This window comes from Micromonospora sp. NPDC047730 (assembly GCF_043204765.1).
GTDB lineage: Bacteria > Actinomycetota > Actinomycetes > Mycobacteriales > Micromonosporaceae > Micromonospora.
In genome coordinates, this window is record NZ_JBIDCU010000012.1 from 128,206 (window position 1) to 149,886 (window position 21,681).

The 21,681-nt window shown below is 75.4% G+C and carries 20 protein-coding genes and 3 tRNA genes; 10 read left to right on the forward strand and 13 right to left on the reverse strand.

All coding sequences use genetic code 11. The annotated features are described in order from the left end of the window. The first annotated feature begins 51 nt into the window (after nt 1-51). Nucleotides 52-1,335, forward strand: a complete 1,284-nt coding sequence (locus ACGF5G_RS25175; RefSeq protein WP_393266805.1) for an ATP-binding protein — start codon at nt 52-54, stop codon at nt 1,333-1,335. Nucleotides 1,336-1,448: 113 nt separating this feature from the next. Here ACGF5G_RS25175 and ACGF5G_RS25180 read toward each other — a convergent pair whose 3' ends face one another. Then, a complete protein-coding gene (locus ACGF5G_RS25180; RefSeq protein ID WP_350704800.1) occupies nt 1,449-1,667 on the reverse strand; it encodes a hypothetical protein in 219 nt (72 codons plus the stop codon). 278 nt (nt 1,668-1,945) lie between these two features. On the opposite strand from ACGF5G_RS25180, the gene ACGF5G_RS25185 reads away from it, so the two are divergent. Both ACGF5G_RS25185 and ACGF5G_RS25190 read left to right on the forward strand, forming a co-directional pair. Next, nucleotides 1,946-2,791 (forward strand): helix-turn-helix transcriptional regulator, encoded by an 846-nt coding sequence (locus ACGF5G_RS25185; RefSeq protein WP_357695312.1) that lies wholly within the window; start codon nt 1,946-1,948, stop codon nt 2,789-2,791. A gap of 4 nt (nt 2,792-2,795) precedes the next feature. Then, nucleotides 2,796-2,996, forward strand: coding sequence for a DUF397 domain-containing protein (locus ACGF5G_RS25190; RefSeq protein WP_393266806.1), 201 nt, complete (start codon nt 2,796-2,798; stop codon nt 2,994-2,996). Between the two features lie 214 nt (nt 2,997-3,210). Here ACGF5G_RS25190 and ACGF5G_RS25195 read toward each other — a convergent pair whose 3' ends face one another. The 4 genes from ACGF5G_RS25195 to ACGF5G_RS25210 form a co-directional block, all read right to left on the reverse strand. Then, the gene (locus ACGF5G_RS25195; RefSeq protein WP_393266809.1) at nt 3,211-3,999 is read right to left on the reverse strand and encodes a putative protein N(5)-glutamine methyltransferase; all 789 of its coding nucleotides are present in this window, start codon (nt 3,997-3,999) and stop codon (nt 3,211-3,213) included. Nucleotides 4,000-4,239: 240 nt separating this feature from the next. Continuing rightward, the gene (locus ACGF5G_RS25200; RefSeq protein WP_393266812.1) at nt 4,240-5,352 is read right to left on the reverse strand and encodes a cystathionine gamma-lyase; all 1,113 of its coding nucleotides are present in this window, start codon (nt 5,350-5,352) and stop codon (nt 4,240-4,242) included. Between the two features lie 4 nt (nt 5,353-5,356). Beyond that, nucleotides 5,357-6,355 (reverse strand): NAD(P)H-dependent glycerol-3-phosphate dehydrogenase, encoded by a 999-nt coding sequence (locus ACGF5G_RS25205; RefSeq protein WP_350704791.1) that lies wholly within the window; start codon nt 6,353-6,355, stop codon nt 5,357-5,359. A gap of 76 nt (nt 6,356-6,431) precedes the next feature. Continuing rightward, nucleotides 6,432-7,166, reverse strand: coding sequence for a lysophospholipid acyltransferase family protein (locus tag ACGF5G_RS25210; protein ID WP_393266815.1), 735 nt, complete (start codon nt 7,164-7,166; stop codon nt 6,432-6,434). Nucleotides 7,167-7,293: 127 nt separating this feature from the next. Here ACGF5G_RS25210 and cofC point away from each other — a divergent pair, with 127 nt between their 5' ends. The 4 genes from cofC (at nt 7,294) to ACGF5G_RS25230 (ending at nt 11,584) form a co-directional block, all read left to right on the forward strand. Further along, complete coding sequence (gene cofC / locus ACGF5G_RS25215) at nt 7,294-7,929, forward strand: 2-phospho-L-lactate guanylyltransferase (RefSeq protein ID WP_393266817.1); 636 nt, start codon at nt 7,294-7,296, stop codon at nt 7,927-7,929. Between the two features lie 71 nt (nt 7,930-8,000). Beyond that, on the forward strand, nt 8,001-8,198 hold the full coding sequence (locus tag ACGF5G_RS25220) for a cold-shock protein (RefSeq protein ID WP_350684722.1): 198 nt from the start codon (nt 8,001-8,003) through the stop codon (nt 8,196-8,198). Between the two features lie 53 nt (nt 8,199-8,251). Further along, nucleotides 8,252-10,573, forward strand: a complete 2,322-nt coding sequence (locus ACGF5G_RS25225) for an RNA degradosome polyphosphate kinase (RefSeq protein WP_393266819.1) — start codon at nt 8,252-8,254, stop codon at nt 10,571-10,573. A gap of 153 nt (nt 10,574-10,726) precedes the next feature. Further along, on the forward strand, nt 10,727-11,584 hold the full coding sequence (locus ACGF5G_RS25230; protein ID WP_393267024.1) for an NUDIX domain-containing protein: 858 nt from the start codon (nt 10,727-10,729) through the stop codon (nt 11,582-11,584). Nucleotides 11,585-11,701: 117 nt separating this feature from the next. On the opposite strand, the gene ACGF5G_RS25235 is transcribed toward ACGF5G_RS25230, so the two are convergent. The 4 genes from ACGF5G_RS25235 to leuC form a co-directional block, all read right to left on the reverse strand. Continuing rightward, nucleotides 11,702-13,660: an endonuclease/exonuclease/phosphatase family protein gene (locus ACGF5G_RS25235; protein ID WP_393266822.1), complete on the reverse strand. Its 1,959-nt coding sequence runs from the start codon at nt 13,658-13,660 to the stop codon at nt 11,702-11,704. 138 nt (nt 13,661-13,798) lie between these two features. Beyond that, nucleotides 13,799-14,470 carry an HU family DNA-binding protein gene (locus tag ACGF5G_RS25240; protein ID WP_393266824.1) on the reverse strand — a complete coding sequence of 224 codons (672 nt, stop codon included), beginning with the start codon at nt 14,468-14,470 and terminating at the stop codon, nt 13,799-13,801. A 172-nt stretch (nt 14,471-14,642) separates the two neighbouring features. Further along, nucleotides 14,643-15,230: a 3-isopropylmalate dehydratase small subunit gene (leuD, locus tag ACGF5G_RS25245; RefSeq protein ID WP_393266827.1), complete on the reverse strand. Its 588-nt coding sequence runs from the start codon at nt 15,228-15,230 to the stop codon at nt 14,643-14,645. A gap of 15 nt (nt 15,231-15,245) precedes the next feature. Further along, complete coding sequence (gene leuC / locus ACGF5G_RS25250) at nt 15,246-16,694, reverse strand: 3-isopropylmalate dehydratase large subunit (RefSeq protein WP_393266829.1); 1,449 nt, start codon at nt 16,692-16,694, stop codon at nt 15,246-15,248. 49 nt (nt 16,695-16,743) lie between these two features. On the opposite strand from leuC, the gene ACGF5G_RS25255 reads away from it, so the two are divergent. After that, nucleotides 16,744-17,430 (forward strand): IclR family transcriptional regulator, encoded by a 687-nt coding sequence (locus ACGF5G_RS25255; RefSeq protein ID WP_350684716.1) that lies wholly within the window; start codon nt 16,744-16,746, stop codon nt 17,428-17,430. A gap of 232 nt (nt 17,431-17,662) precedes the next feature. Here the strand turns inward: ACGF5G_RS25255 and ACGF5G_RS25260 are convergent. The 4 genes from ACGF5G_RS25260 to ACGF5G_RS25275 form a co-directional block, all read right to left on the reverse strand. Then, a tRNA-Glu gene (locus ACGF5G_RS25260) sits at nt 17,663-17,735 on the reverse strand. 258 nt (nt 17,736-17,993) lie between these two features. Then, nucleotides 17,994-18,066 (reverse strand) — tRNA-Glu (locus tag ACGF5G_RS25265). A 136-nt stretch (nt 18,067-18,202) separates the two neighbouring features. Then, nucleotides 18,203-18,274 (reverse strand) — tRNA-Gln (locus ACGF5G_RS25270). Nucleotides 18,275-18,381: 107 nt separating this feature from the next. Beyond that, complete coding sequence (locus ACGF5G_RS25275) at nt 18,382-19,185, reverse strand: fumarylacetoacetate hydrolase family protein (RefSeq protein ID WP_393266832.1); 804 nt, start codon at nt 19,183-19,185, stop codon at nt 18,382-18,384. A gap of 285 nt (nt 19,186-19,470) precedes the next feature. Between ACGF5G_RS25275 and ACGF5G_RS25280 the strand changes: the two genes are divergently transcribed. Both ACGF5G_RS25280 and ACGF5G_RS25285 read left to right on the forward strand, forming a co-directional pair. After that, entirely contained in the window at nt 19,471-20,757 is a 1,287-nt protein-coding gene (locus tag ACGF5G_RS25280) for a hypothetical protein (protein WP_393266833.1), read from the forward strand. 34 nt (nt 20,758-20,791) lie between these two features. Next, nucleotides 20,792-21,661, forward strand: a complete 870-nt coding sequence (locus ACGF5G_RS25285) for a 3-methyladenine DNA glycosylase (RefSeq protein WP_393266836.1) — start codon at nt 20,792-20,794, stop codon at nt 21,659-21,661. Nucleotides 21,662-21,681 lie beyond the last annotated feature (20 nt).

The window sequence follows — 21,681 nt, forward strand, 5'->3', positions numbered from 1 at the left end:
CGGAGATCCGGGGCGGTGACGGCACCGGAGGCCCACTACGCTGCTCGTCCTATGAGCGCTGATCCCCTCATCGAGTCCCTGACGGCGGCCCTGGACGCCCGCCCCGACGACCTGCCGCTGCGACTCCACCTCGCCTCGCTGCTGCTGGACGCCGGCCGGGCCGGGGAGGCGATCGCGCAGGTGGGTCAGGCGCTCGCCCGGGATCCGGGCAACGACCAGGCGCAGGCCCTGATGCAGCGGGCGCTGGGCGGCTCCGTACCCCCGCCGTCGGCGCCGGCCCCGGCGGCCCCGCAGCCGCCGGCGCAGCGCCCGGCGCCGGCCGGGCCCGGCGGCCCCGCCGCGACCGCCGGCCACGACCCGCTGGCGGCCTACGAGCAGGAGCTGGCCGACGTCGTGCCGCCGCGCTTCGCCCGTGCCGGCGACGAGCCGGAGCCGGTGACCGGCGACTCCGACCGGGTGTACGACGTGGAGACCTCCGGCATCCGGCTGGCCGACGTCGGCGGCATGGCGGCGGTCAAGGAGCGGCTGGAGCTGGCCTTCCTCGGCCCGCTGCGCAACCCGCAACTGCGCAAGATGTACGGCAAGAGCCTGCGCGGCGGCCTGATGCTCTACGGCCCGCCCGGCTGCGGCAAGACCTTCCTGGCCCGCGCGGTCGCCGGGGAGATGGGCGCCAAGTTCATCTCGCTGTCGATCGTGGACGTGCTGGACATGTGGATGGGCAACTCGGAGCGCAACCTGCACGAGCTGTTCCAGGCGGCCCGCCGCAACGCCCCGTGCGTGCTCTTCCTCGACGAGGTCGACGCGCTCGGGCACAAGCGCTCGCAGGTCGGCTCCAGCTCGATGCGGACGCTGGGCAACCAACTGCTGGCCGAGCTGGACGGGATGGAGGGCAGCAACGAGGGCGTCTTCGTGCTGGCCGCCACCAACACCCCGTGGGACGTCGACCCGGCGCTGCGCCGCCCGGGCCGGCTCGACCGGGTGGTGCTGGTGCTGCCGCCGGACGCGGAGGCGCGCGCGTCCATTTTGGAGTACCACCTGCGGGAGCGGCCGATCGCCGGGATCGACCTGCGGAAGATCGTGGCGGCCACCGAGGACTACTCCGGCGCCGACCTGGCCCACCTCTGCGAGACCGCCGCCGAGTACGCGATGGCCGACTCCGTACGCACCGGCGAGGTGCGGATGATCGAGCAGCGGGACCTGGAGCGGGCGGCGAAGGAGGTCCGGCCCTCGACGAAGCCGTGGATGGCCACCGCCCGCAACGTGGCGATGTTCGCCAACGAGGGGGGCGTCTACGACGACCTGGTGGCGTACCTGAAGCGGCGCCGGATGCTGTGACGCCGGACGGCCCGGCGGGGCGCCGGGCCGCGCCTCTCCGCCGGGCCGGGCCGCCGGCCGGGCGGGCCGTCCGCCCGGGGGGCCGTCTCCCGACCGCGCCGCCCGTGGCGGCGTCAGCCGCGCGCGTGCCGCCGGCCGATGGCGATCACCTTGACCCGCTGCCGGCCGGCCCGCACCATGCCCAGCGCCATGAACGCGCCGGCGATCCGGTCGGCCGCCTCGCGGCTGGTCGCGCCGACCACCTGGCGGCGCCGCTCGGGGCAGGTCCGCTCGTCGCGGCCGGCGCCGTCGACGGGCCGGACGTCGGTGAGCACCACGAGGAACCGGGTCATCGGAGGCCGCCGGCGCGGTCGGCGCGGGCCTGCTGACCAGTACGCACGTCGAATCCCTTCCGGCTGGCGGCCACGGGGCGTGGCACGCGGCGATCGGGCTCGGGGGAGAAACCCGATCGCCGCGCGCCCCATCCCCTCCGGTCACTCACCACCACCGTCGCCACGACAACCGGCGGTGAGGACGCGATGACAGATTGACATGTGCACAGCCGTGAATGCAACTCTCATCGACGTTCTCTCATCTACACCTTCCCGGCAAGATGTGCGACGATCGATGCATGGCTCCCAAGACCGCCCGCGCCCGACGCCTGGGCATCGCGCTGCGCACCCACCGGGAAGCCGCCGGCCTCACGCTGGAGGCGGCGGCGGACGAGATCAGCAGCACCCGCAGCACCCTGTCCCGCTACGAGAACGCGCAGACGCTGGTCAGCCCGGCCACCGTGCGCGCCCTGCTCACCCTCTACGGGGTCGGCGCGGACGAGGTGGCGGCAGCCGTCCAGCTGGCCAAGGACGCCCGCAAACCCGGCTGGTGGGTGTCGTACTCGTACCTGCTGGACCGGCGCACCATCGACTTCATCGCGCTGGAGGCCGAGGCGACCGGGATCGCCAACTTCGAGCCGTCCGTGGTGCCGGGGCTGTTGCAGACCGCCGACTACATCCGGGGCGTCATGCGGGGCGGCCCGCACACCCTCGGCGACGACGAGGTCGAGCAGCGGGTCCAGGTCCGGCTCGACCGGCAGCAGCGGCTCACCGGCGACAAGCCGCCGATCCTGGACGCCATCATCGACGAGGGCGCGCTGCTGCGGCCGGTCGGCGACCGGTCGGTGATGGAGAGCCAGCTGCACCACCTGCTGAAGATGGGCGAACTGCCCAACATCACGGTGCAGGTGATCCCCCTCGCCGCCGGCTACCACCGGGGCACCCGGGGCTCGCTGCACATCCTGGAGTTCGCCGACCCGGAGGACCCGATCATCGCCTCGGTGGAGACCGTGGCCGGGCAGATGGTCCTGGACCGGCCGGGCGACCTGCGTACCTGCACCAAGATCATGGAGCACCTGCGGACCGTCGCGCTCAGCCCGTCGGCCAGCCGAGACCAGCTCCTCCAACTCCTGAAGGGACGGTAGGACGATGACACCGACGACCAGCGCGACGCTCACCGCGGCCCGGTGGCGCAAGAGCAGCCACAGCGGCGACGAGGGGGCGTGCGTGGAGATGGCGATGCTTCCGGGAACCGTCGCCGTCCGCGACTCCAAGGACCCGTCCGGCCCGGCGCTGCTCTTCCCGCCCGCCGCCTGGTCCGTCTTCGCCGGGGCGCCGCCCCGCCGCTGACCCCACCCTCGGCGCCGGCGCCGCTTGCCCGCACGCGATGCCGGCGCCCCCGCGCCGTCGACGGTCTCGCCGTTGGGAGCCGGTGGGGCCGTCGACGGGCGGGTCAGGGCGGGAGCTGCCGCGCGCCGCCACCTGTCGCGCGCCGCGAGCGGGCGGCCCGCAGGCGGCCGGCGGGCAGCGCCGGCCGGCCGGCCGCCGGAGACGCGGAGCCCGGTCAGGCGGGACGGCGGGCGGTGACGGCGGTGGCGTCCCGGTCGTCGTCGCGGGTCACCGTGGGGTGCAGGCCGGCGGCGGTCAGCGCCGCGCAGAGCGCGTCCGCCTGCGCCTCGCTCGTCTCCACCACCAGGTGCCCGCCCGGGGCCAGCCAGCGCGCCGCGCCCGCGGCGACCCGGCGCAGCACCGCCAGCCCGTCCGACCCGCCGTCCAGGGCCACCTGCGCCTCGTGCAGCCGGGCCTCCGGCGGCATCAGCGCCACCGCCGCCGTCGGCACGTACGGGGCGTTGGCCACCACCAGGTCCAGGCTCCCCCGCCAGCGCACCGGCAGCGGCTCGTACAGGTCGCCGTGGAAGACCGGCACCCCCAACGGCGCCAGGTTGCGCCGGGCGCAGGCCACGGCGGCGGGGTCGACGTCGGCGGCGGCCAGCCAACGCGGCGCGAGCCGGCGGGCCAGCGCGACGGCGGCGGCGCCGGAGCCGCAGCACAGGTCCACCACGGCCGCCGCCGGGCCGGTCACCGCGACGGCGGCGTCGACCAGCAGGGCGGTACGCGCGCGCGGCACGAACACCCCGGGGTCGACGGCGACCCGCTCGCCGCAGAACTCGGCCCAGCCGAGCAGGTGCTCCAGCGGGAGCCCCGCGACCCGGCGGTCGGCCAGGTCGGAAAGCGCCTGCGGCGAGTCGGCGGCGGCGATCAGCAGGTCCGCCTCGTCCTCGGCGTAGACGCAGCCGGCGGCGCGCAGCCGGTGCACGAGGGCGGGTCGGTCGGGGCGGAAGGAAACGGTCATGGTGGACCTCCGGGAGCGCTCGTCGACGCTCCCGGCCGCCGGGTCAGCCGGCGTGGCGTCGGAGGGGAGCGTCGGTCCTGCCTGTCGGGTGGATCGGACTCACCTCCTCCGGTCAGGCCCGGCGCGGGCCGCGGACGGCCCCGCTCGGGCCACGGTCAAGATAGCCCAACGGCCGGCACACAACACACCGGGTGCGCAACGGCCCGCGCCCGAGCGCTCAGCGGCCGGTGCCCCGAGCGCTCAGCGGCTGGCATCGAGCGCGGCGGCCACGTCGGCGACCAGGTCGACGGCGTCCTCCACGCCGCAGGAGAGCCGGACGAAGCCGGGCGGGGTGTCGTCGCCCCACTGGGCCCGGCGGTCGGCGGTGGTGTGCAGGCCGCCGAAGGAGGTGGCCGCGGCGACCAGCCGGGCCGCGTCGAGGAACCGCGCCACCCGCGCGGCGTCGCCGAGGTCGAAGGAGAGCACGCCGGGGATCCGTCGCATCTGGACCGACGCCACCGGGTGGGCCGGGTCGCCGGGCAGCCCGGGCCAGCGCAGCCCGGTCACGTCGGACCGCCCGACGAGCAGCCCGGCGAGCGCCTCGGCGTTCGCCGTCTGCCGGGCCAGCCGCAGGTCGAGGGTGGCCAGCGACCGGTGCGCGAGCCAGGCGTCGAACGCGCCGGGCACCGCGCCGGTGACGTTCCGCCAGGCGGTCACCGCGTCCAGCAGTTCGGCCGAGCGGGTGGCGACGTAGCCGAGCAGCAGGTCCGAGTGCCCGGTGAGCGCCTTGGTGCCGGAGGCCACCACGAGGTCGGCGCCGAGGTCGAGCGGGCGCTGCCCGAGCGGCGTGGCGGTGGTGTTGTCGACCGCGACCAGGGCGCCGGCGGCGTGCGCGCGGGCGGCCAGCGCCGGCACGTCGGCGACGTCCAGGCCGGGGTTGGCCGGGGTCTCCAGCAGCACCAGGCGTACGCCGTCGAGGTCCGGGTGGGGGCCGGCGGTCGGGGCGAGGAGCACCCGCACCCCGATCCCCTCCAGCGTGTCCCGGGCGAAGGCCCGGACGGAGAAGTAGCCGTCCGACGGGAGCACCACGGTGTCCCCCGGCTTCAGCACCGTCAGCAGCAGCCCGGTGATCGCGGCCTGCCCGCTGGCGAAGACCCGGCAGTCGCCCCCCTCCAGCTCCCCGATGGCCGCCTCCAGCAGCCGCCGGGTGGGGTTGTCCGGCCGGCCGTAGCCGTTCGGTGCCGCCGCCGGCCCCGCCCACGGGTCGAGGTGGTACGGCGCGGCGAGGACCGGCCCCGGCAGGAACGGCTGGCCGGGGGCCGGCTCGGGCAGGCCGGCGTGGACGCATCGGGTGCCGTCGTGCGGTGCGGTCAAGGGCTCACTCCGGTTTCGTCGTCCGGCTCATCAGGGCGTCGACGGCGAGGCGCGGGTCGACGCCCTCGTGGCAGACCAGCTCCACCTGCTCGGTGATCGGCATCTCCACCGCGTGCGCCCGGGCCAGGTCGCGGATGGCGAGGGCGCTCTTGACCCCCTCGGCGGTCTGCCGGGTGGCGACGCGGGCCTCCTCCAGGGTCGCGCCCCGGCCCAGGTGCTCGCCGAACGTGCGGTTGCGGGCCATCGGCGAGGAGCAGGAGGCGACCAGGTCACCCATCCCGGCCAGGCCGGCGAAGGTGAGCGGGTCGGCACCCAGGGCCACCCCGAGCCGGGCGGTCTCGGCCAGCCCCCGGGTGACCAGCATGGCCCGGGTGTTGTCGCCGAAGCCCATCGCGACGGCGATGCCGTACGCCAGCGCGATCACGTTCTTCACCGCGCCGCCCAGCTCGCAGCCGATCACGTCGTCGTTGGTGTAGGGGCGGAAGTAGGACGTGGTGATCGACCGCTGCACCAGCGTGGCCCGGTCCGGGTCGGTGCAGGCGACCACGGTGGCGGCCGGCTGCTCGGCGGCGATCTCGGGGGCCAGGTTGGGCCCGGAGACCACCACCACCCGGTCCGCCGCCACCCCGGCGGTCTCCACGATCACCTCGCTCATCCGCCTGGTGGTGCCGAGCTCGATGCCCTTCATCAGCGAGACCAGGGTGGCGTCCGGGTGCAGGTGCCCGCTCCACTCGGCGAGGTTGCCGCGCAGCGTCTGCGACGGCACGGCCAGCACCACCAGCTCGGCCCCGGTGATCGCCTCGGCGGCGTCCCCGGTCGCCGTGACCCGGGACGGCAGGAGCACGTCCGGCAGGTACTCCGGGTTGCGCCGCTCGGCGCGGATCGTGTCGGCGACCGGCCGGCGGCGCGCCCAGATGGTGACGTCCCGGCCGGCGTCGGCGAGGATCTTGGCGAAGGCCGTCCCCCACGAGCCGGCCCCCAGCACCGCGACGTGCCCGCTCACGCCGCCACCTCGCTCCGCTCGGCGGCGGCGCGAGGCGCCACGCTGCGGTGCCTGATGGTTCGCTCGCTCCGCTCGCTCACGCCGCCGCTCCCGGCCGACGCTCGCCACCGGGGCGGCCCGGTCGTTCCCACAGGGGCGGCGGCGTGCCGCCCCGAACCTCCGCGAGCATGTCACGCAGCCGCAGCATGATGGTGTCGGTCATCTCCTCGAGGACGGCCTTCGTCGGGGTGGCTCCGGTCCACCGGCTCAGGTCGACCGGCGGGCCGGCGACCACGGTCACCGGGATCCGGGGCCGCGGGTTGAGCCGGGCCCGGCGCGGGTCGAAGATCCGCTCCGGGCCCCACATGGCGACCGGGATCACCGGCGCGCCGGTGGCGAGCGCGAGCCGGGCCGCGCCGGTCTTGCCCTTCATCGGCCACAGGTCGGGTTCGCGGGTGGTGGTGCCCTCCGGGTAGATCACCACGGCGCCGCCCTCGTCGAGCGCGGCGACCAGGGCGTCCAGCGACTTCACCGCGTCCACGGTGCCCCGCTCGACCGGGATCTGCCGGCACCGGTGCAGGATCCAGCCGACCACCGGGACCCGGAACACGCTGGCCTTGCCGAGGAAGCGCGGCCAGCGGCCGGAGTCGTAGACGAAGTGCGCCGCGACCAGGGGGTCGGCGTGCGAGATGTGGTTCGGCACGATGATCACGCCACCGTCGCCGCGGAGGTGCTCCATGCCGCGCCAGGTGCGCCGGGTCCAGACCGTCATGACCGGCTTGACCAGCACCACGGCGAACCATTGCCAGAACCCCAGCCTCCGCCGTGTCACCGCGCCTCCTCGTGCCGCCCCGACCCGCACCGGTCCGCACCCGGTGACGCCCGCAGCGGAAATCATGCCTGCTCGCCCCGGGTCCGGCCAGAGAGGGTACCGCCGTCCGGCTGGCAGGATGGCGGGTGTGAGTCAGCCGAGGTGGACTGTCGTGGTGCCGGTGAAGCGCCTCGCCGCCGCGAAGAGCCGGCTGCGGGGGGCGCTGCCGGCCGTACCGCACGAGGCGCTGGCGCTGGCCCTGGCGGCCGACACGGTCGCCGCGGTGCGGGCCTGCCCCGCGGTGGCCGGGGTGCTGGTGGTCACCGACGACGCCCGGGTGGCCGCGGCGGCCCGCCGGGCGGGCGCCCGCACGCTGCCGGACGCCCCGGACGCCGGCCTGAACGCGGCCTTCCGGCACGGCGCGTCGGCCGTCGGCGGAGGCTGGGTGGCCGGGCTCACCGCCGACCTGCCCGCGCTGCGCCCGGCCGAGCTGGCGGCGGCGTTGCACGCGGCACAGGCCGGCCCGGCGGGCGTACGCCGGTACGTGCCCGACGCCCCCGGCGACGGCACCGTGCTGCTGGCCGCGCCGCCGGGCGTGCCCCTGGATCCCCGGTTCGGCGGCGGCTCGGCCGCCGCGCACGCGGCGAGCGGGGCACTCGCCCTGACCGGGGACTGGCCGAGCCTGCGCCGCGACGTGGACACCGCCGACGACCTGGCCGCGGCGGCCCGGCTCGGGCTGGGGCCGGAGACCGCCGCGCTCGCCGCCGCCGGCTGCCCCGCCTGACCCGCGCCGGCCGCGTGGTACGGCGGTGTGCGGGCGGGGCTGCGGGGTGCGGGCGGTGTAGCGTGCGGGACATGCAGGGCACGGTGGCCACCTACGACGCGGCGACCCGCAGCGGGATGCTGCTCCTCGACGACGGCACCGAGCTGGCCTTCCCGGCCCGGGCGTTCGACGCCTCCGGCCTGCGGCTGCTCCGCCTCGGCCAGCGGCTGCGCGTCGAGACCGACGCCGCCGGCGAGGTCGTCCGGGTGACGTTGCCGACGATGGCCTGAGCGACTGGTCGAAGTTCATTTTGCGTTAACCCGGACCGGGTGATTATGGGCGGGTGAGCACCCCTCGCGAGCCCGCCAACCGACCGCCCTCCGCCGCCGAGCCGGCCGCAGCCCGCAACGGCACCCGCTCCCGGGGCGCCGACGGCCGCTTCCGCCCCGCCGGGTCGGCCGAGACCGCCCGGACGGACGACGCCGGCCCCGACGCGGCGACCGCCTCCGCCGGCCTGGAGGAGGTGCTGGACCCGGTCACCGGGCCGTCCCCCGCCGCCCCGGCGGGGGACGGCGCCGACGACGAGCCGCCCGCCGTGGCGCCGCTGCCCGAGGACCGCTTCCTCAACCGGGAGCTCTCCTGGCTCGACTTCAACGCCCGGGTGCTGGCGCTCGCCGAGGACCCGCGCACGCCGCTGCTGGAGCGGGCCAAGTTCCTGGCCATCTTCGCCAGCAACCTGGACGAGTTCTACATGGTGCGGGTGGCCGGACTGAAGCGGCGGCTCCAGGCCGGCCTGCCCGTGCGCGGCGGCGACCGGATGCCGCTGCGCACCCAGCTGGAGCTGGTCGCCGAGAAGGCCGCCACACTGGTCACCCGGCACTCGGCCTGCTTCACCGACGACGTCCTGCCGAAGCTGGCCGCCGAGGACATCCGCATCCTGCGCTGGGCGGACCTCGACGACCCCGAACGGGAGCGGCTGCGCGCGTACTTCCGGGAGCAGATCTTCCCGGTGCTGACCCCGCTGGCGGTCGACCCGGCGCACCCGTTCCCGTACATCTCGGGGCGGTCGCTCAACCTGGCCGTGACGGTGCGCGACCCGGACGGCGGCTCCGAGCTGTTCGCCCGGGTGAAGGTGCCGAACAACGTGCCCCGCTTCGTCTGGGTGCACCGGGACCTGCCGGGCGTGCGGATGCTGCCGGTGGAGGACCTGATCTCGGTGCACCTGGGGCAGCTCTTCTCCGGCATGCAGGTGGTCGAGTGCCACCTGTTCCGGGTCACCCGCAACGCCGAGGTGGAGGTCGACGAGGACCGCGACGAGGACCTGCTCCAGGCCCTGGAACGGGAGCTGGCCCGGCGCCGGTTCGGCCCGCCCGTCCGGCTGGAGGTGGACGCCTCGATCTCCGACCACATGCTGGAGCTGCTCGTCCGCGAACTGGACATGCACGACCAGGAGGTGCTGCGGGTGCCCGGCCTGCTGGACCTCTCCGCGCTGTGGCAGCTCTACAACGAGGCCGACCGGCCGGATCTGAAGGACCCCCCGTTCGTGCCGGCCACCCATCCCCGGCTCACCGAGGGCGAGGTGCCGCGCAGCGTCTTCGCCACGCTGCGTGACGGCGACATCCTGGTGCACCACCCGTACCACTCGTTCGCCACCAGCGTGCAGCGCTTCATCGAGCAGGCCGCTGCCGACCCCGACGTGCTGGCCATCAAGCAGACCCTCTACCGCACCAGCGGCGACTCGCCGATCGTCGACGCGCTGGTCGACGCGGCGGCCGCCGGCAAGCAGGTGGTGGTGCTGGTCGAGCTGAAGGCGCGCTTCGACGAGGTGGCCAACATCGGCTGGGCGCGCACCCTGGAGCGGGCCGGCTGCCACGTCGTCTACGGCCTGGTGGGCCTGAAGACGCACTGCAAGACCGCCCTGGTGGTACGCCAGGAGGGCAACCAGATCCGCCGCTACTGCCACATCGGCACCGGCAACTACCACCCGAAGACCGCCCGGCTCTACGAGGACTTCGGCATGCTCACCGCCGACCCGGAGATCGGCGCCGACCTGACCGACCTGTTCAACGTCCTCACCGGCTACAGCCGGCAGACCGCGTACCGGCGGCTGCTGGTCGCCCCGCAGGGCATCCGCAGCGGGCTGATCGAGCGCATCGAGCGGGAGATCTCGCACGTGCGGCTCGGCATGCCCGGGCTCGTGCAGATCAAGGTGAACTCGCTGGTCGACGAGGAGATCACCGACGCCCTCTACCGGGCCTCCCGGGCCGGCGTGCACGTCGACCTGGTCATCCGGGGCATGTGCACGCTGCGGCCGGGGGTGCCGGGCCTGTCGGAGAACATCCGGGTCCGCTCCATCCTGGGCCGGTTCCTGGAGCACTCCCGGATCTTCCGGTTCGGCAACAACGGCGACGCCGAGTTCTGGATGGGCTCGGCCGACCTGATGCACCGCAACCTGGACCGCCGCGTCGAGGCGCTGGTGCAGGTCAGCGACCCGGTCGCCCGGGCCGAGCTGGACCACGTCATGGCCGCCGCGATGAGCCCGGACGTGGAGGCGTTCGAGCTGGCGGCGGACGGCACCTGGAGCCGGCGTACCGGCACGGCAGAGGAGCCGCTGGTGCACCTGCAGGAACTGCTGCTGCGTCGCGTCGGTGGCACGGCGGGCTGACCGGCGCGCGCATAGGCTGACCGGATGTTGGATGAGCGGGACGCGGCCGGCCCGGGTCGGAGCTGGGCGGCCGACGTCCCCGACGGGACGACGCCGATCCGGGCGGCCGGCGGCGTCGTGTGGCGCCCCGCCGACGACCCCGGCCCCACCGTCATGGGCCCGGGCCCGGGCCCGGGCCCGGACGCGCGGCGCGCCGGGGTGCTGGTGTGCCTGGTGCACCGGCCCCGCTACGGCGACTGGTCGCTGCCGAAGGGCAAGTTGGAGCCGGACGAGCACCCCCTGCTCGCCGCCGTACGCGAGGTGGCCGAGGAGGCCGACGTCCGGGCGGTGCCGCAGCTGCGGCTGCCCAGCGTGCGCTACCGCAGCGAGGGCCGGCCGAAGCTGGTCGACTACTGGTCGATGCGGGCGGTGGCCGACGGCGGCTTCCAGCCGGGCACGGAGGTCGACGAGGTGCGCTGGCTCGACGTCGACGCGGCCGTGCGGCTGGTCAGCTACCCGCACGACGCGGAGGTGCTGGCCGCGTTCGCGGCCCTGCCGGCGGTGACCGCGACGATCGCGCTCGTCCGGCACGGGCACGCCGGCAAGCGGGGCACCTGGTCCGGCCCGGACACCGGCCGGCCGCTCGACGCCCGGGGCTGGGCGCAGGCGCAGGCGCTGGCCCCGCTGGTGGCGCTGGTCCGCCCGGCGCGGCTGCTGTCGGCCTCGGCCCGCCGCTGCGTGCAGACCCTCGACCCGGCGGCGGCGCTGCTCGAGCTGCCGATCGAGGTGAGCGGCGACCTGGACGAGCCGCGGCCGGGCCAGCAGCCCGACGAGTGCGCACTGGCCGTCGCCGCCCGCCTGGCCGAGCTGGCGGCCTCCGGCGAGCAGGCGGGGGTGTGCAGCCAGGGCAAGGTGATTCCGGCCGCCCTGGAGCGGCTCAGCGGGCGGGCGGGCGACTTCACCACGCCGAAGGGCGGCGGCTGGCTGCTCGCCTTCGCCGGGGACCGCCTGCTCGCCGCCGACCGCCTCTGACCGGCCGCCCCATCCGACCGCCTCTGACCGGCCGCCCCATCCGGCCGCCTCTGACCGGCCGGCCGAGCCGGTGCGGTGCGGGCGCCCGCGCCCCGGCCGACGCGCCCCGGCGGCGGGTCAGGCCGGTGGCAGGGCCAGGGTCACGGCGACCGGCAGGTGGTCGCTGGCCGTGCCGGGCGGGGCCACCGGATCGCCGGCCCCCAGGTCGGGCGTCACGAAGACGTGGTCGATCTGCTGGCGCGGGTCGTCCGCCGGGCTGGTCGGCAGCGGGCGGGCCGCGGCCAGCGCGTCGACCAGCCCGGCCCGGGTGAACTCGGCGAACGCCGGATCGCCCGGCTCGGTGTTCAGGTCGCCGGCGACCACCAGCGGGCGGCCGGCCGCGTACCGGAGGGCGAAGTCGGCGACCGCGCGGGCCTGGACCACCGGGCCCTGGCCGGGCGGCGGTTGCAGGTGGGTGGCGACCACCGCGAGGCGGACGCCGTCGCCGAGGTCGACCGTGACCCCGAGGGCCTGCGCGCCGGTGGGCGCGCCGACCGCCGGCAGCGGCCGGGTCCGGGCTCCGTCCAGGGGCCAGCGGCTCAGCACGGCGTCGCCCCAGAGCGGGTCGGCGGCCGGCGCGAAGACGTACGGCATGTCCAGCCGCTCCGCCAGCAGGTCGAGCGTGTCGTGGCCGCCGTTGAGCAGCCAGCCCCGGTCCACCTCGCTGAGCGCCACGACGTCGGCCCCGGCGACGGCCCGCGCCAACGCGTCCGGGTCGAAGCGGCCGTCCGCCCCGAACCCCATCCGGACGTTGTACGCCGCCACCCGCACCGTGTCGGGCGGCCCGTCTCGGTTGCTCGCGGAGAGCAGCTCGTCGCTGGCGATCGCGGCGACCAGCGCCAGCGCGGTGGCCGCGGCTGCGGTCCGCACCGGCGGCAGCGGCGACGGCACCGGCCCCACCGCGGGCCGGGCGGCCAGGGCGACCGCGGCGACCAGCACCGCCACGGCCACGGGCACCCCGGCGTTGGGGTGGCCCAGGTCGTACGCCGCGTAGTAGAGCACCGCCGCGACGGCGAAGAGCAGCATCCCGGCGACCGCCGCGTACGCGCGCCGGCCCGCCGCCCGGCCCGGATCGGCGGTGCCGCCGTCGACCACGGCGAGCCCGGCGGCGTCGGTCTCCTCGGTGGAGCCGGCGGCGGGGGTGTCCCGTTCTTCGGCCGCGCCGGCGGACGCCAGGCAGCCGCCGAGCCCCACCGCGGCGAGCAGGACGGCCGGCAGCAGCAGCTCCCCGCGCTCGAGGGCGAAGAGGACGGCCCCGGCCACCAGGGCCGCCGGGGCGAGCCACCGCCACGCCCCCTGGCGCGGTGACGCCAGCGCGGCGAGCAGGAATCCGCCGACCGCCACGGCGATCGGGGCGGGGCCGAGGAGCGGCACGGTGGCGACCCCCACCTCGTCGCCGGGATGCGACCGCAGCAGCCCGAACTGGTACGTCGTCGCCGTCCGGGCGACCGCCGGGGAGAGCGCCACCATGCCGGCGAGCAGCAGCGCCGGGCCGGCCAGCAGCCAGCTCCGTACGCCGCCCGGGCCGGCCGGCGGCGCGGGCCGCGCCTGCCCCGCCAGGAAGAGTCCGCCGACCAGGCCGGCGGCGAGCCACGACTGCCAGCTCCCGAGGAAGCCCAGGCGGTACGTGTCCAGCGCGGTGTGCAGGATCGCCCCGAGGGCCAGCCCGAGCGCCAGGCCGGGCACCGGCCGGTCGGTGGCGGCGGCGACACCGGCGAGCCAGACCAGCCCGGCGAGCAGCCCGGCCGCGGCGAGCCAGAGCTGGAGCCGCCCGCCCGGTTGGCCGGTGACGGCGAGCCGGGCGGCGACCAGCAGGACGGCGGCGACGAGCGTGACCGGGCGGGCGCCGACCCTGCGGACCAGCGCGGGCGCGGCCAGGGCGAGCACGAACCAGCCGAGCGCGAACGCCCCCAGCAGCTCGGCCGGGGTCGACGCGGCCTGCCCGAAGATGGTGATGACCGCCGGCAGGAAGACACGCAGCACGTCGACCAGCAGCACGACGCCCAGGGCGAGGGTGAGGGTGGTGCGGTGGCGCACGGGGCTGCCTTTCGCCGACCGGAAGGGGTGCGGCGATTCTGCGTGCGGCGCACCGCCTTGGTCAACGCCCCGTCGACAGGAGCGTGGACGCGGCGAGGGCGCCCACCGTGCCGGTGGACGCCCTCGTACCGCTGGACATCAGCGCTTGGCCGCGGCCTTCTTCGCCGGGGCCTTCTTCGCCGGGGCCTTCTTGGCCGCCGTCGTCTTCTTGGCTGCGGTCGTCTTCTTGGCTGCGGTCGTCTTCTTCGCCGCGGTCGTCTTCGCCGCGGTCGTCTTCGCCGCGGCGGTCTTCTTCGCCGGGGCGGCCTTGGCGGTCGTGGTCTTCTTCGCCGCGGTCGTCTTGGCCGCCTTCGCCGCCGGGGCCTTCTTGGCCGCGGTCGTCTTCTTCGCCGCGGTGGTCTTCGCCGCGGTGGTCTTCTTCGCCGCGGCCGTGGTGGCCTTGGCGCCGGTCGCCTTGGCACCCGTCGCCTTGGCGCCAGTGGTCTTGGCGGCGGCCGTGGTGGTCTTCTTCGCCGCCGCCGTGGCCTTCGGCACCTTGCCGCTGGCCACCATCTCCTTGAACCCGGCGCCCGGGCGGAAGGTCGGGACGGATGTCTTCTTGACCTTCACCGCCTCGCCGGTCCGCGGGTTGCGCGCTGTTCGGGCGCCCCGGACGCGCTTTTCGAACGCTCCGAATCCGGTGATCGCCACCTTCTCGCCCTTGGTGACCGCCGCCTGGACCTCAGCGAGGACCGCGTCTAGCGCGGCCGTCGCCGTCTTCCGGTCCCCCAGGCGAACGGCGAGCGCCTCGATGAGCTCGGCCTTGTTCACGACTTCCTCCCGATTGTGCAACTGACTCGACGCGAGCCATTCTGCGCGCACGGTATGCCCTGTGCTGCCGGGACACAAACATTCGGTGGAAAAAAGCCCTTGTGTCGTAACGGATTCGCCCCCACCGGTCAGACCGGCGGGGGCGGAAACCGCTGCGGGATCGGGCGTACGGCTATGCGACCGAGGGCAGGAACGGCGGCCGGGTGGCCTCGAAGGCACTGATCTCGGCCTCGTGCCGGAGGGTGAGTCCAATGTCGTCCAAGCCCTCCAGCAGCCGCCAGCGGCTGAAGTCGTCGAGCGGGAACGACCAGGTGGCCTCGCCGACCCGGACCTGCCGGGCGGTCAGGTCGACGGTGACCGGGGTGGTCGGGTCGGCCTCGACGAGATCCCAGATCTCCTCGACCGCTTTCAATTCCAACTCGACCGGGAGCAACCCCTCCTTGAGCGCGTTGCCCCGGAAGATGTCGCCGAAGCGGGGGGAGATCACGGCACGGAAGCCCCAGTCGCGCAGCGCCCAGACCGCGTGCTCCCGGGAGGAGCCGGTGCCGAACTCCGGACCGGTCACGAGAATCGACGAACCGGAATACGCCGCATCGTTGAGCACGAATTCGGGGTCCTCGCGCCAGGCGCTGAACAAGCCGTCCGCGAAACCGGTCCGGGTCACCCGCTTGAGGTACACGGCGGGGATGATCTGGTCGGTGTCCACGTTGGAACGGCGCAGCGGCACGGCCGTGCCGGTGTGGGTGGTGAACCTTTCCATCTGCGGTGTGCCCTTCTACAGGTCGGCGGGAGCGGCCAGCCGGCCCGCCACGGCGGTGGCGGCGGCGACCGGCGGGGAGACCAGGTGGGTGCGTCCGCCCCGGCCCTGGCGGCCCTCGAAGTTGCGGTTGGAGGTGGACGCGGAGCGCTGGCCCGGGGAGAGCGTGTCCGGGTTCATGCCCAGGCACATCGAGCAGCCGGCGAAGCGCCACTCGGCCCCGGCGTCCGTGAAGACCTTGTCCAGCCCCTCCGCCTCGGCCGCCTCGCGGACGGCGGCGGAGCCGGGCACGACGAGCATCCGCACCCCGTCGGCGACCCGGTGCCCGCGCAGCACGTCGGCGGCGGCCCGGAGGTCCTCCAGCCGGCCGTTGGTGCAGGAGCCGACGAAGACCACGTCGACCGCGAGGTCGCGCAGCGGGGTGCCGGGGCGCAGGTCCATGTACTCCAGGGCGCGGCGCGCGGCGGTCCGCTCGGCGTCGGTGACGAACTCCTCCGGGTCCGGCACCGCCGCGCCCAGCGGCGCGCCCTGACCCGGGTTGGTGCCCCAGGTGACGAACGGGGTGACCGCGCCGGCGTCGAGGGTCACCTCGGCGTCGAAGGTCGCGCCCTCGTCGGTGGGCAGGCTCCGCCAGTAGGCGACCGCCGCGTCCCAGTCGGCGCCCTGCGGGGCGTTCGGCCGCCCCTTCAGGTACGCGAACGTGGTCTCGTCGGGCGCGATCATGCCGGCCTTGGCGCCCCACTCGATCGACATGTTGGCGATCGTCATCCGCCCCTCCATGGACAGCGACCGGATCGCCTCGCCGCGGTACTCGACGATGTGGCCGCGACCGCCGCCGGTGCCGACCTGGGCGATCAGCGCGAGCACCAGGTCCTTGGCGGTGACCCCGGGGGCGAGCTGCCCCGTGACGTTCACCGCCATGGTCTTCGGCCGGCTCTGCGGCAGCGTCTGGGTGGCCAGCACGTGCTCGACCTCGCTCGTGCCGATGCCGAACGCGAGCGCCCCGAACGCGCCGTGGGTGGCGGTGTGCGAATCGCCACACACGATGGTCATGCCGGGCTGGGTGACGCCGAGCTGCGGGCCGATGACGTGCACGATGCCCTGGTTGGCGTCGCCCAGCGGGTGTAGCCGCACGCCGAACTCGGCGCAGTTGCGGCGCAGCGTCTCGATCTGCGTACGCGAGGTGGGGTCGGCGATGGTGAGCAGGTCGCCACGCCGTTCCCGGAACGACGGGTCGGCGTACCCGGTCGGGGTGTTGTGGTCCTCTGTCGCGAGCGTGAGGTCGGTGCGGCGCACCCGGCGGCCGGCGAGGCGCAGCCCGTCGAAGGCCTGCGGGCTGGTCACCTCGTGCAGCAGGTGCAGGTCGATGAAGAGCAGGTCGGGCTCGCCCTCGGCGGACCGTACGACGTGCGCGTCCCAGACCTTCTCGGCCAGGGTCCTCGGCTCGGTAGTAGTGACTCCCACCATCTGGACATCCTAAATTCTGGGAGGTAAATTTCGGCTTGTGGGACACAGTATGAGCGGTGTCGGCGTTCTCGACAAGGCGGTGGTCATTCTGGCCGCCTGCGTCGACGGCGCCAGCCTGGCCGAACTCGTTGAACGCACCAAGCTGCCCCGGGCGACCGCGCACCGGCTGGCGCAGGCGCTGGAGATCCACCGGATGCTCGTCCGGGACACCCAGGGCCGCTGGCGCCCCGGCCCGCGCCTGGGTGAGCTCGCCAACGCCGCGCCGGACGTGCTCCTGACGGCGGCGGAGCCGCTGCTGGCCGCCCTGCGCGACGCCACCGGCGAGAGCGCGCAGCTCTACCTGCGCCGCGCCGACGAGCGGATCTGCGTGGCCGCCGCCGAGCGGGCCAGCGGCCTGCGGGACACCGTGCCGGTCGGCTCGGTGCTGCCGATGACGGCCGGCTCGGCGGCCCAGATCCTGCTCGCGTGGGAGCCGCCGGAGGCGGTGATGCCGCTGCTGCCCCGGTCGAAGTTCACCGGCCGCACCCTCGCCGAGGTACGCCGCCGTGGCTGGGCGCAGAGCGTCGCCGAGCGGGAGGCCGGTGTGGCGAGCATCTCAGCGCCGATCCGCGACCGCACCGGTCGGGTCATCGCCGCGATCAGCGTCTCCGGCCCGATCGAGCGCCTCGGCCGCCGCCCCGGCGAACGCCACGCCATGGCCGTCGTCCGGGCCGGTCAACGCCTCTCCGGCCTCTGACCCACCCCGCCGGCGGCCTTCCGGGGCCGGATCCGGAAGGCGGGCGGGCCGCCGGGAGCCGGGCGGTGCCGAGAGCTTGAGCGGGCCGCCAGGGGCCGGGGCCGGGAGCCGGGAGCCGGGAGCCGGGAGCGGGAGGCCGGGGCGGGAGGCCGGGGCCGGGAGCCGGACCGGCTGGGGGCCTGGAACAGCGAAATGGTCCGCCTCGCCGGAGCGAGGCGGACCATTCGTGTTGTAGCCCCGACCGGATTCGAACCGGCGCTACCGCCTTGAGAGGGCGGCGTCCTGGGCCGCTAGACGACGGGGCCAAGACTTTCCCTGCTTCCACCGCCTCCGCGAGCGGTGCCGCTGTAGTCTAGCGGCGTCCCCTGAGGGAGCCGGCACCGGGTCGGGCGGGCGCGCGGGCCTCCGTGACGCCAGGCGCCGGCACGGGATCGTCGCAGGGAACCGGCACCCGCGACCGCCGCAGGGAGCCGGCACCACAGGAGGCCGGGCGGGTGGCACCGGACCGGGCTGGGAATGCGAAACGGCCCGCCTCACCAGAGCGAGACGGGCCGATCATGCTGTAGCCCCGACCGGATTCGAACCGGCGCTACCGCCTTGAGAGGGCGGCGTCCTGGGCCGCTAGACGACGGGGCCAGAACTTCCTTGCCACACCGCTCTCCCGAGCGGCGCTGTTGGACTCTATCAGAGAGAACCTCCGACCCCCTGACGGGAACCGGAGCTGCTCTCCACCGAGATCCAGCGCCCGAGGCTCTCTCGAACCTCGGCTGCGCTGGGGTACCAGGACTCGAACCTAGACTAACTGAACCAGAATCAGTCGGGCTGCCAATTACCCCATACCCCATTGGCCCCTTGCGGCGCCGGGAACAAACTTTACCCTCCCGGTGCCGACAGGCCAAATCGAGCCCCCGGAACCGCCTCTGAGCTGCGAAAACCGGGCCTCGACCCGGATCAGGCGACGGGCACCACCGGATTGGTCAGCTCCCCGATCCCCTCGATCCGCACGGTGACCGTATCCCCGTCCGTGAGCGGGCTAACCCCCGCCGGCGTGCCCGTGAGCACCACGTCGCCGGGGAGCAGCGTCATCACGTGCGAGACGTACGACACCAGGGCCGGCACGTCGAAGACCATGTCCCGCGTACGGCCGAGCTGGCGGACCTCCATCTCCTCGGGATTGCGACCCACCTCACACCGGACCTCCAGGTCCCGCACGTCGAGCCCGGTCGTGATCCACGGCCCGATCGGGCAGAACGAGTCGAAGCCCTTGGCGCGGGTCCACTGGCCGTCGGAGCGCTGGAGATCCCGGGCCGTGACGTCGTTGGCGCAGGTGTAGCCGAAGATGGCCCGCTCCGCGGCGGCCCGGTCGGCGCGCCGGGCGCCCGGCGCGCCGATCACCACCGCCAACTCCGCCTCGTGCTCGACCTGCTTGGAGAAGATCGGCAGCCGGATCGCGTCGCGGGGCCCGATCACCGACGTGGACGGCTTGAGGAACAGCAGCGGCTCCTTCGGCACCTCGGTGCCGTGTTCGGCGGCGTGCTCGGCGTAGTTGCGCCCGACGCAGACGACCTTGCTGGGCAGGATCGGCGAGAGCAGCCGGACGTCGGAGAGCGCCCAGCGGGCGCCGGAGAACTGGATCTGGCCGAACGGGTGGCCCTCGATCTCGGCGACGGTCAGGCCCTGCGGGCCCGCCTCCGGCTCGCCCTCGACGACCCCGAACGACATTCCCTTGGCATGAGCAAAACGAGCGATACGCACCAGGCCAATCTAGTCCCGGACGACTCGCACCCCGGCCCAGGCCACGCCCCGTCCAGGCGGATCCCGGCCGGCGGACGGCAGCGCGGCGTCGCCCCGCCCGGCCCGCGGCACCGTAGGCGCGCCGTCCGGCAGTCGCACCCTGGCACCGACCCGGCCCGCGCAACCCCGGGCGCGCCGCCCGGCCGCGCACCCTACGCCACGTCCCGCGTCCCGGGGCGGACTTCGCGACTTCGTACCCGCCCGGCGTCGCCCCGCCCCTAGCGTCGGCTCCGGAGGTTCGTTCGTATGCCTGCATCGACACGACACCACAGGGCCCTCGCAGTGTTCGTCCACTGCCTCGGCATCCTCGCCGCCGTGCCGGCACTGCCCACGGCGGCACCACCCGCGGCGGCCGCGCAGCCACCACCGGCGGCGGCCGCGCCGACCCCGGCGCCGGCGATGCCGTCGGTGCCACCGGCGGTGCCCACCCCGACCCGGGCCGCCCCGCCGCTGCCGAAGCCGCCGGTCACGGTGGCGGTGGCGCCGGAGAGCACGCCGGCGCCGCGCTACCGGATCCAGGTCCGCAACGCCGGCAACACGCCGCTGGACACCACCGTGCGCCAGGAGCTGCCGCCCGGCGCCTCGGCGACCGCCATCACCACCGGCGGCCGGGCCACCCGCACCGCCGGCCAGTCGGCCACCGCGGTGACCTGGCAGCTCAAGCTGCCGGCCCGGAGCACCACCACCCTGGGCACGACGCTGACCACCGCCGCCCCGGACCGGCCGCTGACCGCGCCGGCCTGCGCCTTCGCCCGCGACGGCAGCCGGCCGTACGACTGCGCGACGGCGACCTGGAACGCGGCCGCGCCGGCGGCGGCGAAGGAGACCCGGGAGACGCCGGTGTGGCGTCGGACGCCCGTGCTGCTGGCCGGGCTGGCCACGGTGGCGGTGCTCGCGCTCGGCGGGATCTGGACGTGGCGGCGGCGCCGCCGGCCCGTCGCCGCGGCCCTCTCGGCCGGCGGGCGGGGGACCGTCTACCCGCGGCCCGCCACGCCCCGGCCGGCGCAGACCCGCCGCACGCCGTCCGGCTGGCTGATCGTGCCGGTGGCCGCCGCGGTGCTGGCCGGCACGGTGGGCACCGCCGCCTGGACGGCCACCCGGGAGGTCGCGGCCATCGACACCGACAGCCAGCCGACCAGCGGCGCGTGGATCGGCCGGGGCACCAACGGCGCGATCGGCGAGCCGCTGCGCGAGTCGGCGTTCGAGTTCACCGTCTTCCGGGTCGCGTGCGAGCCGGGCCGCGGCGCGCGGCAGTGCCAGGCCACGGTCGGGGTGCGCAACCTCACCCCGGAGAAGCAGAGCTGGCACGGCCGCCTGCAACGGGCGTACCTGCCGGACGGCAACTTCGTCAGCACCGACGAGCAGGCCACCCGGGCCGCCAACCAGGGCCGGGACGTCTTCGCCCAGCCGCTGGCGGGCGGCAGCCGGACGGTGCTGCCGCTGGTCTTCACGGTCGACGGGCAGGCGCCGCCGCAGCAGTTGGAGCTGCGCAGCGGGGTGTTCTCCGCCGGGGTCCGGGTGGACGTGCCCTGACCGGCGGCGGGGCGGCGGTCGTACCCTTGGCTCCGTGACCGCCGCCCTCGCCCCGACCGCCGTGCTCGACGCGGCGCGCTGGCGGGCCCGGCGCCGGGCGCACGAGGAGCGGGTCGACGCCTGGCTCGCCCCGCATCTGGCACGCCGCCGCCGGGGCGGGAAGCACCCGGTGGAGGACTTCCTCTTCACCTACTACTCGCACCGCCCGGCCCAGCTGCGCCGGTGGCACCCGGGGGCCGGAGTGGCGCTGCGCGACGCGGACCCGGCCGAGTTCGGCCGGGACTACCGCGCCACCGCCGCCGGGGTCACCCTCGACACCGAGGGGGTACGCGCGCGGCGCGCCGAGTCGGTCGAGTGGATCCGGGCGCTGCTGGTGGCGACCGCCGGCCGGCCGGCGCACCTCGGCTGTTTCGGGATGCACGAGTGGGCCATGGTCTACCGGCAGACCCAGGCGGAGGTACGCCACAACGCCTGGCCGCTGCGGCTGAGTCCGGAGCGGACCGCAGCCGTGGTGGAGGAGCGCGGGGTGCGGTGCAGCCACTTCGACGCGTACCGGTTCTTCACCGCGCCGGCCCGGCCGTTGAACCTGCTCACCCCGACGCGGGAGACGCAGCACGCCCACGAGCAGCCGGGCTGCCTGCACGCCAACATGGACCTCTACAAGTGGGCGTACAAGCTGTCGCCACTCGTGCCCGCCGAACTCGTCGCGGACTGCTTCGAGCTGGCCAGGGAAATCCGCACCCTGGACATGCGCGCCTCCCCGTACGACCTGTCCGACCTGGGCTACCCGCCGGTGCGGGTGGAGACCCCGGAAGGGCGGGCCGAGTACGCCGCCGCGCAGCGGGGGTTCGCCGACCGGGCCGCCGTGCTGCGAGCCCGACTGCTCGACGCCCTGCCGGCGTAGATCCGCCGGTCGACGCCCTG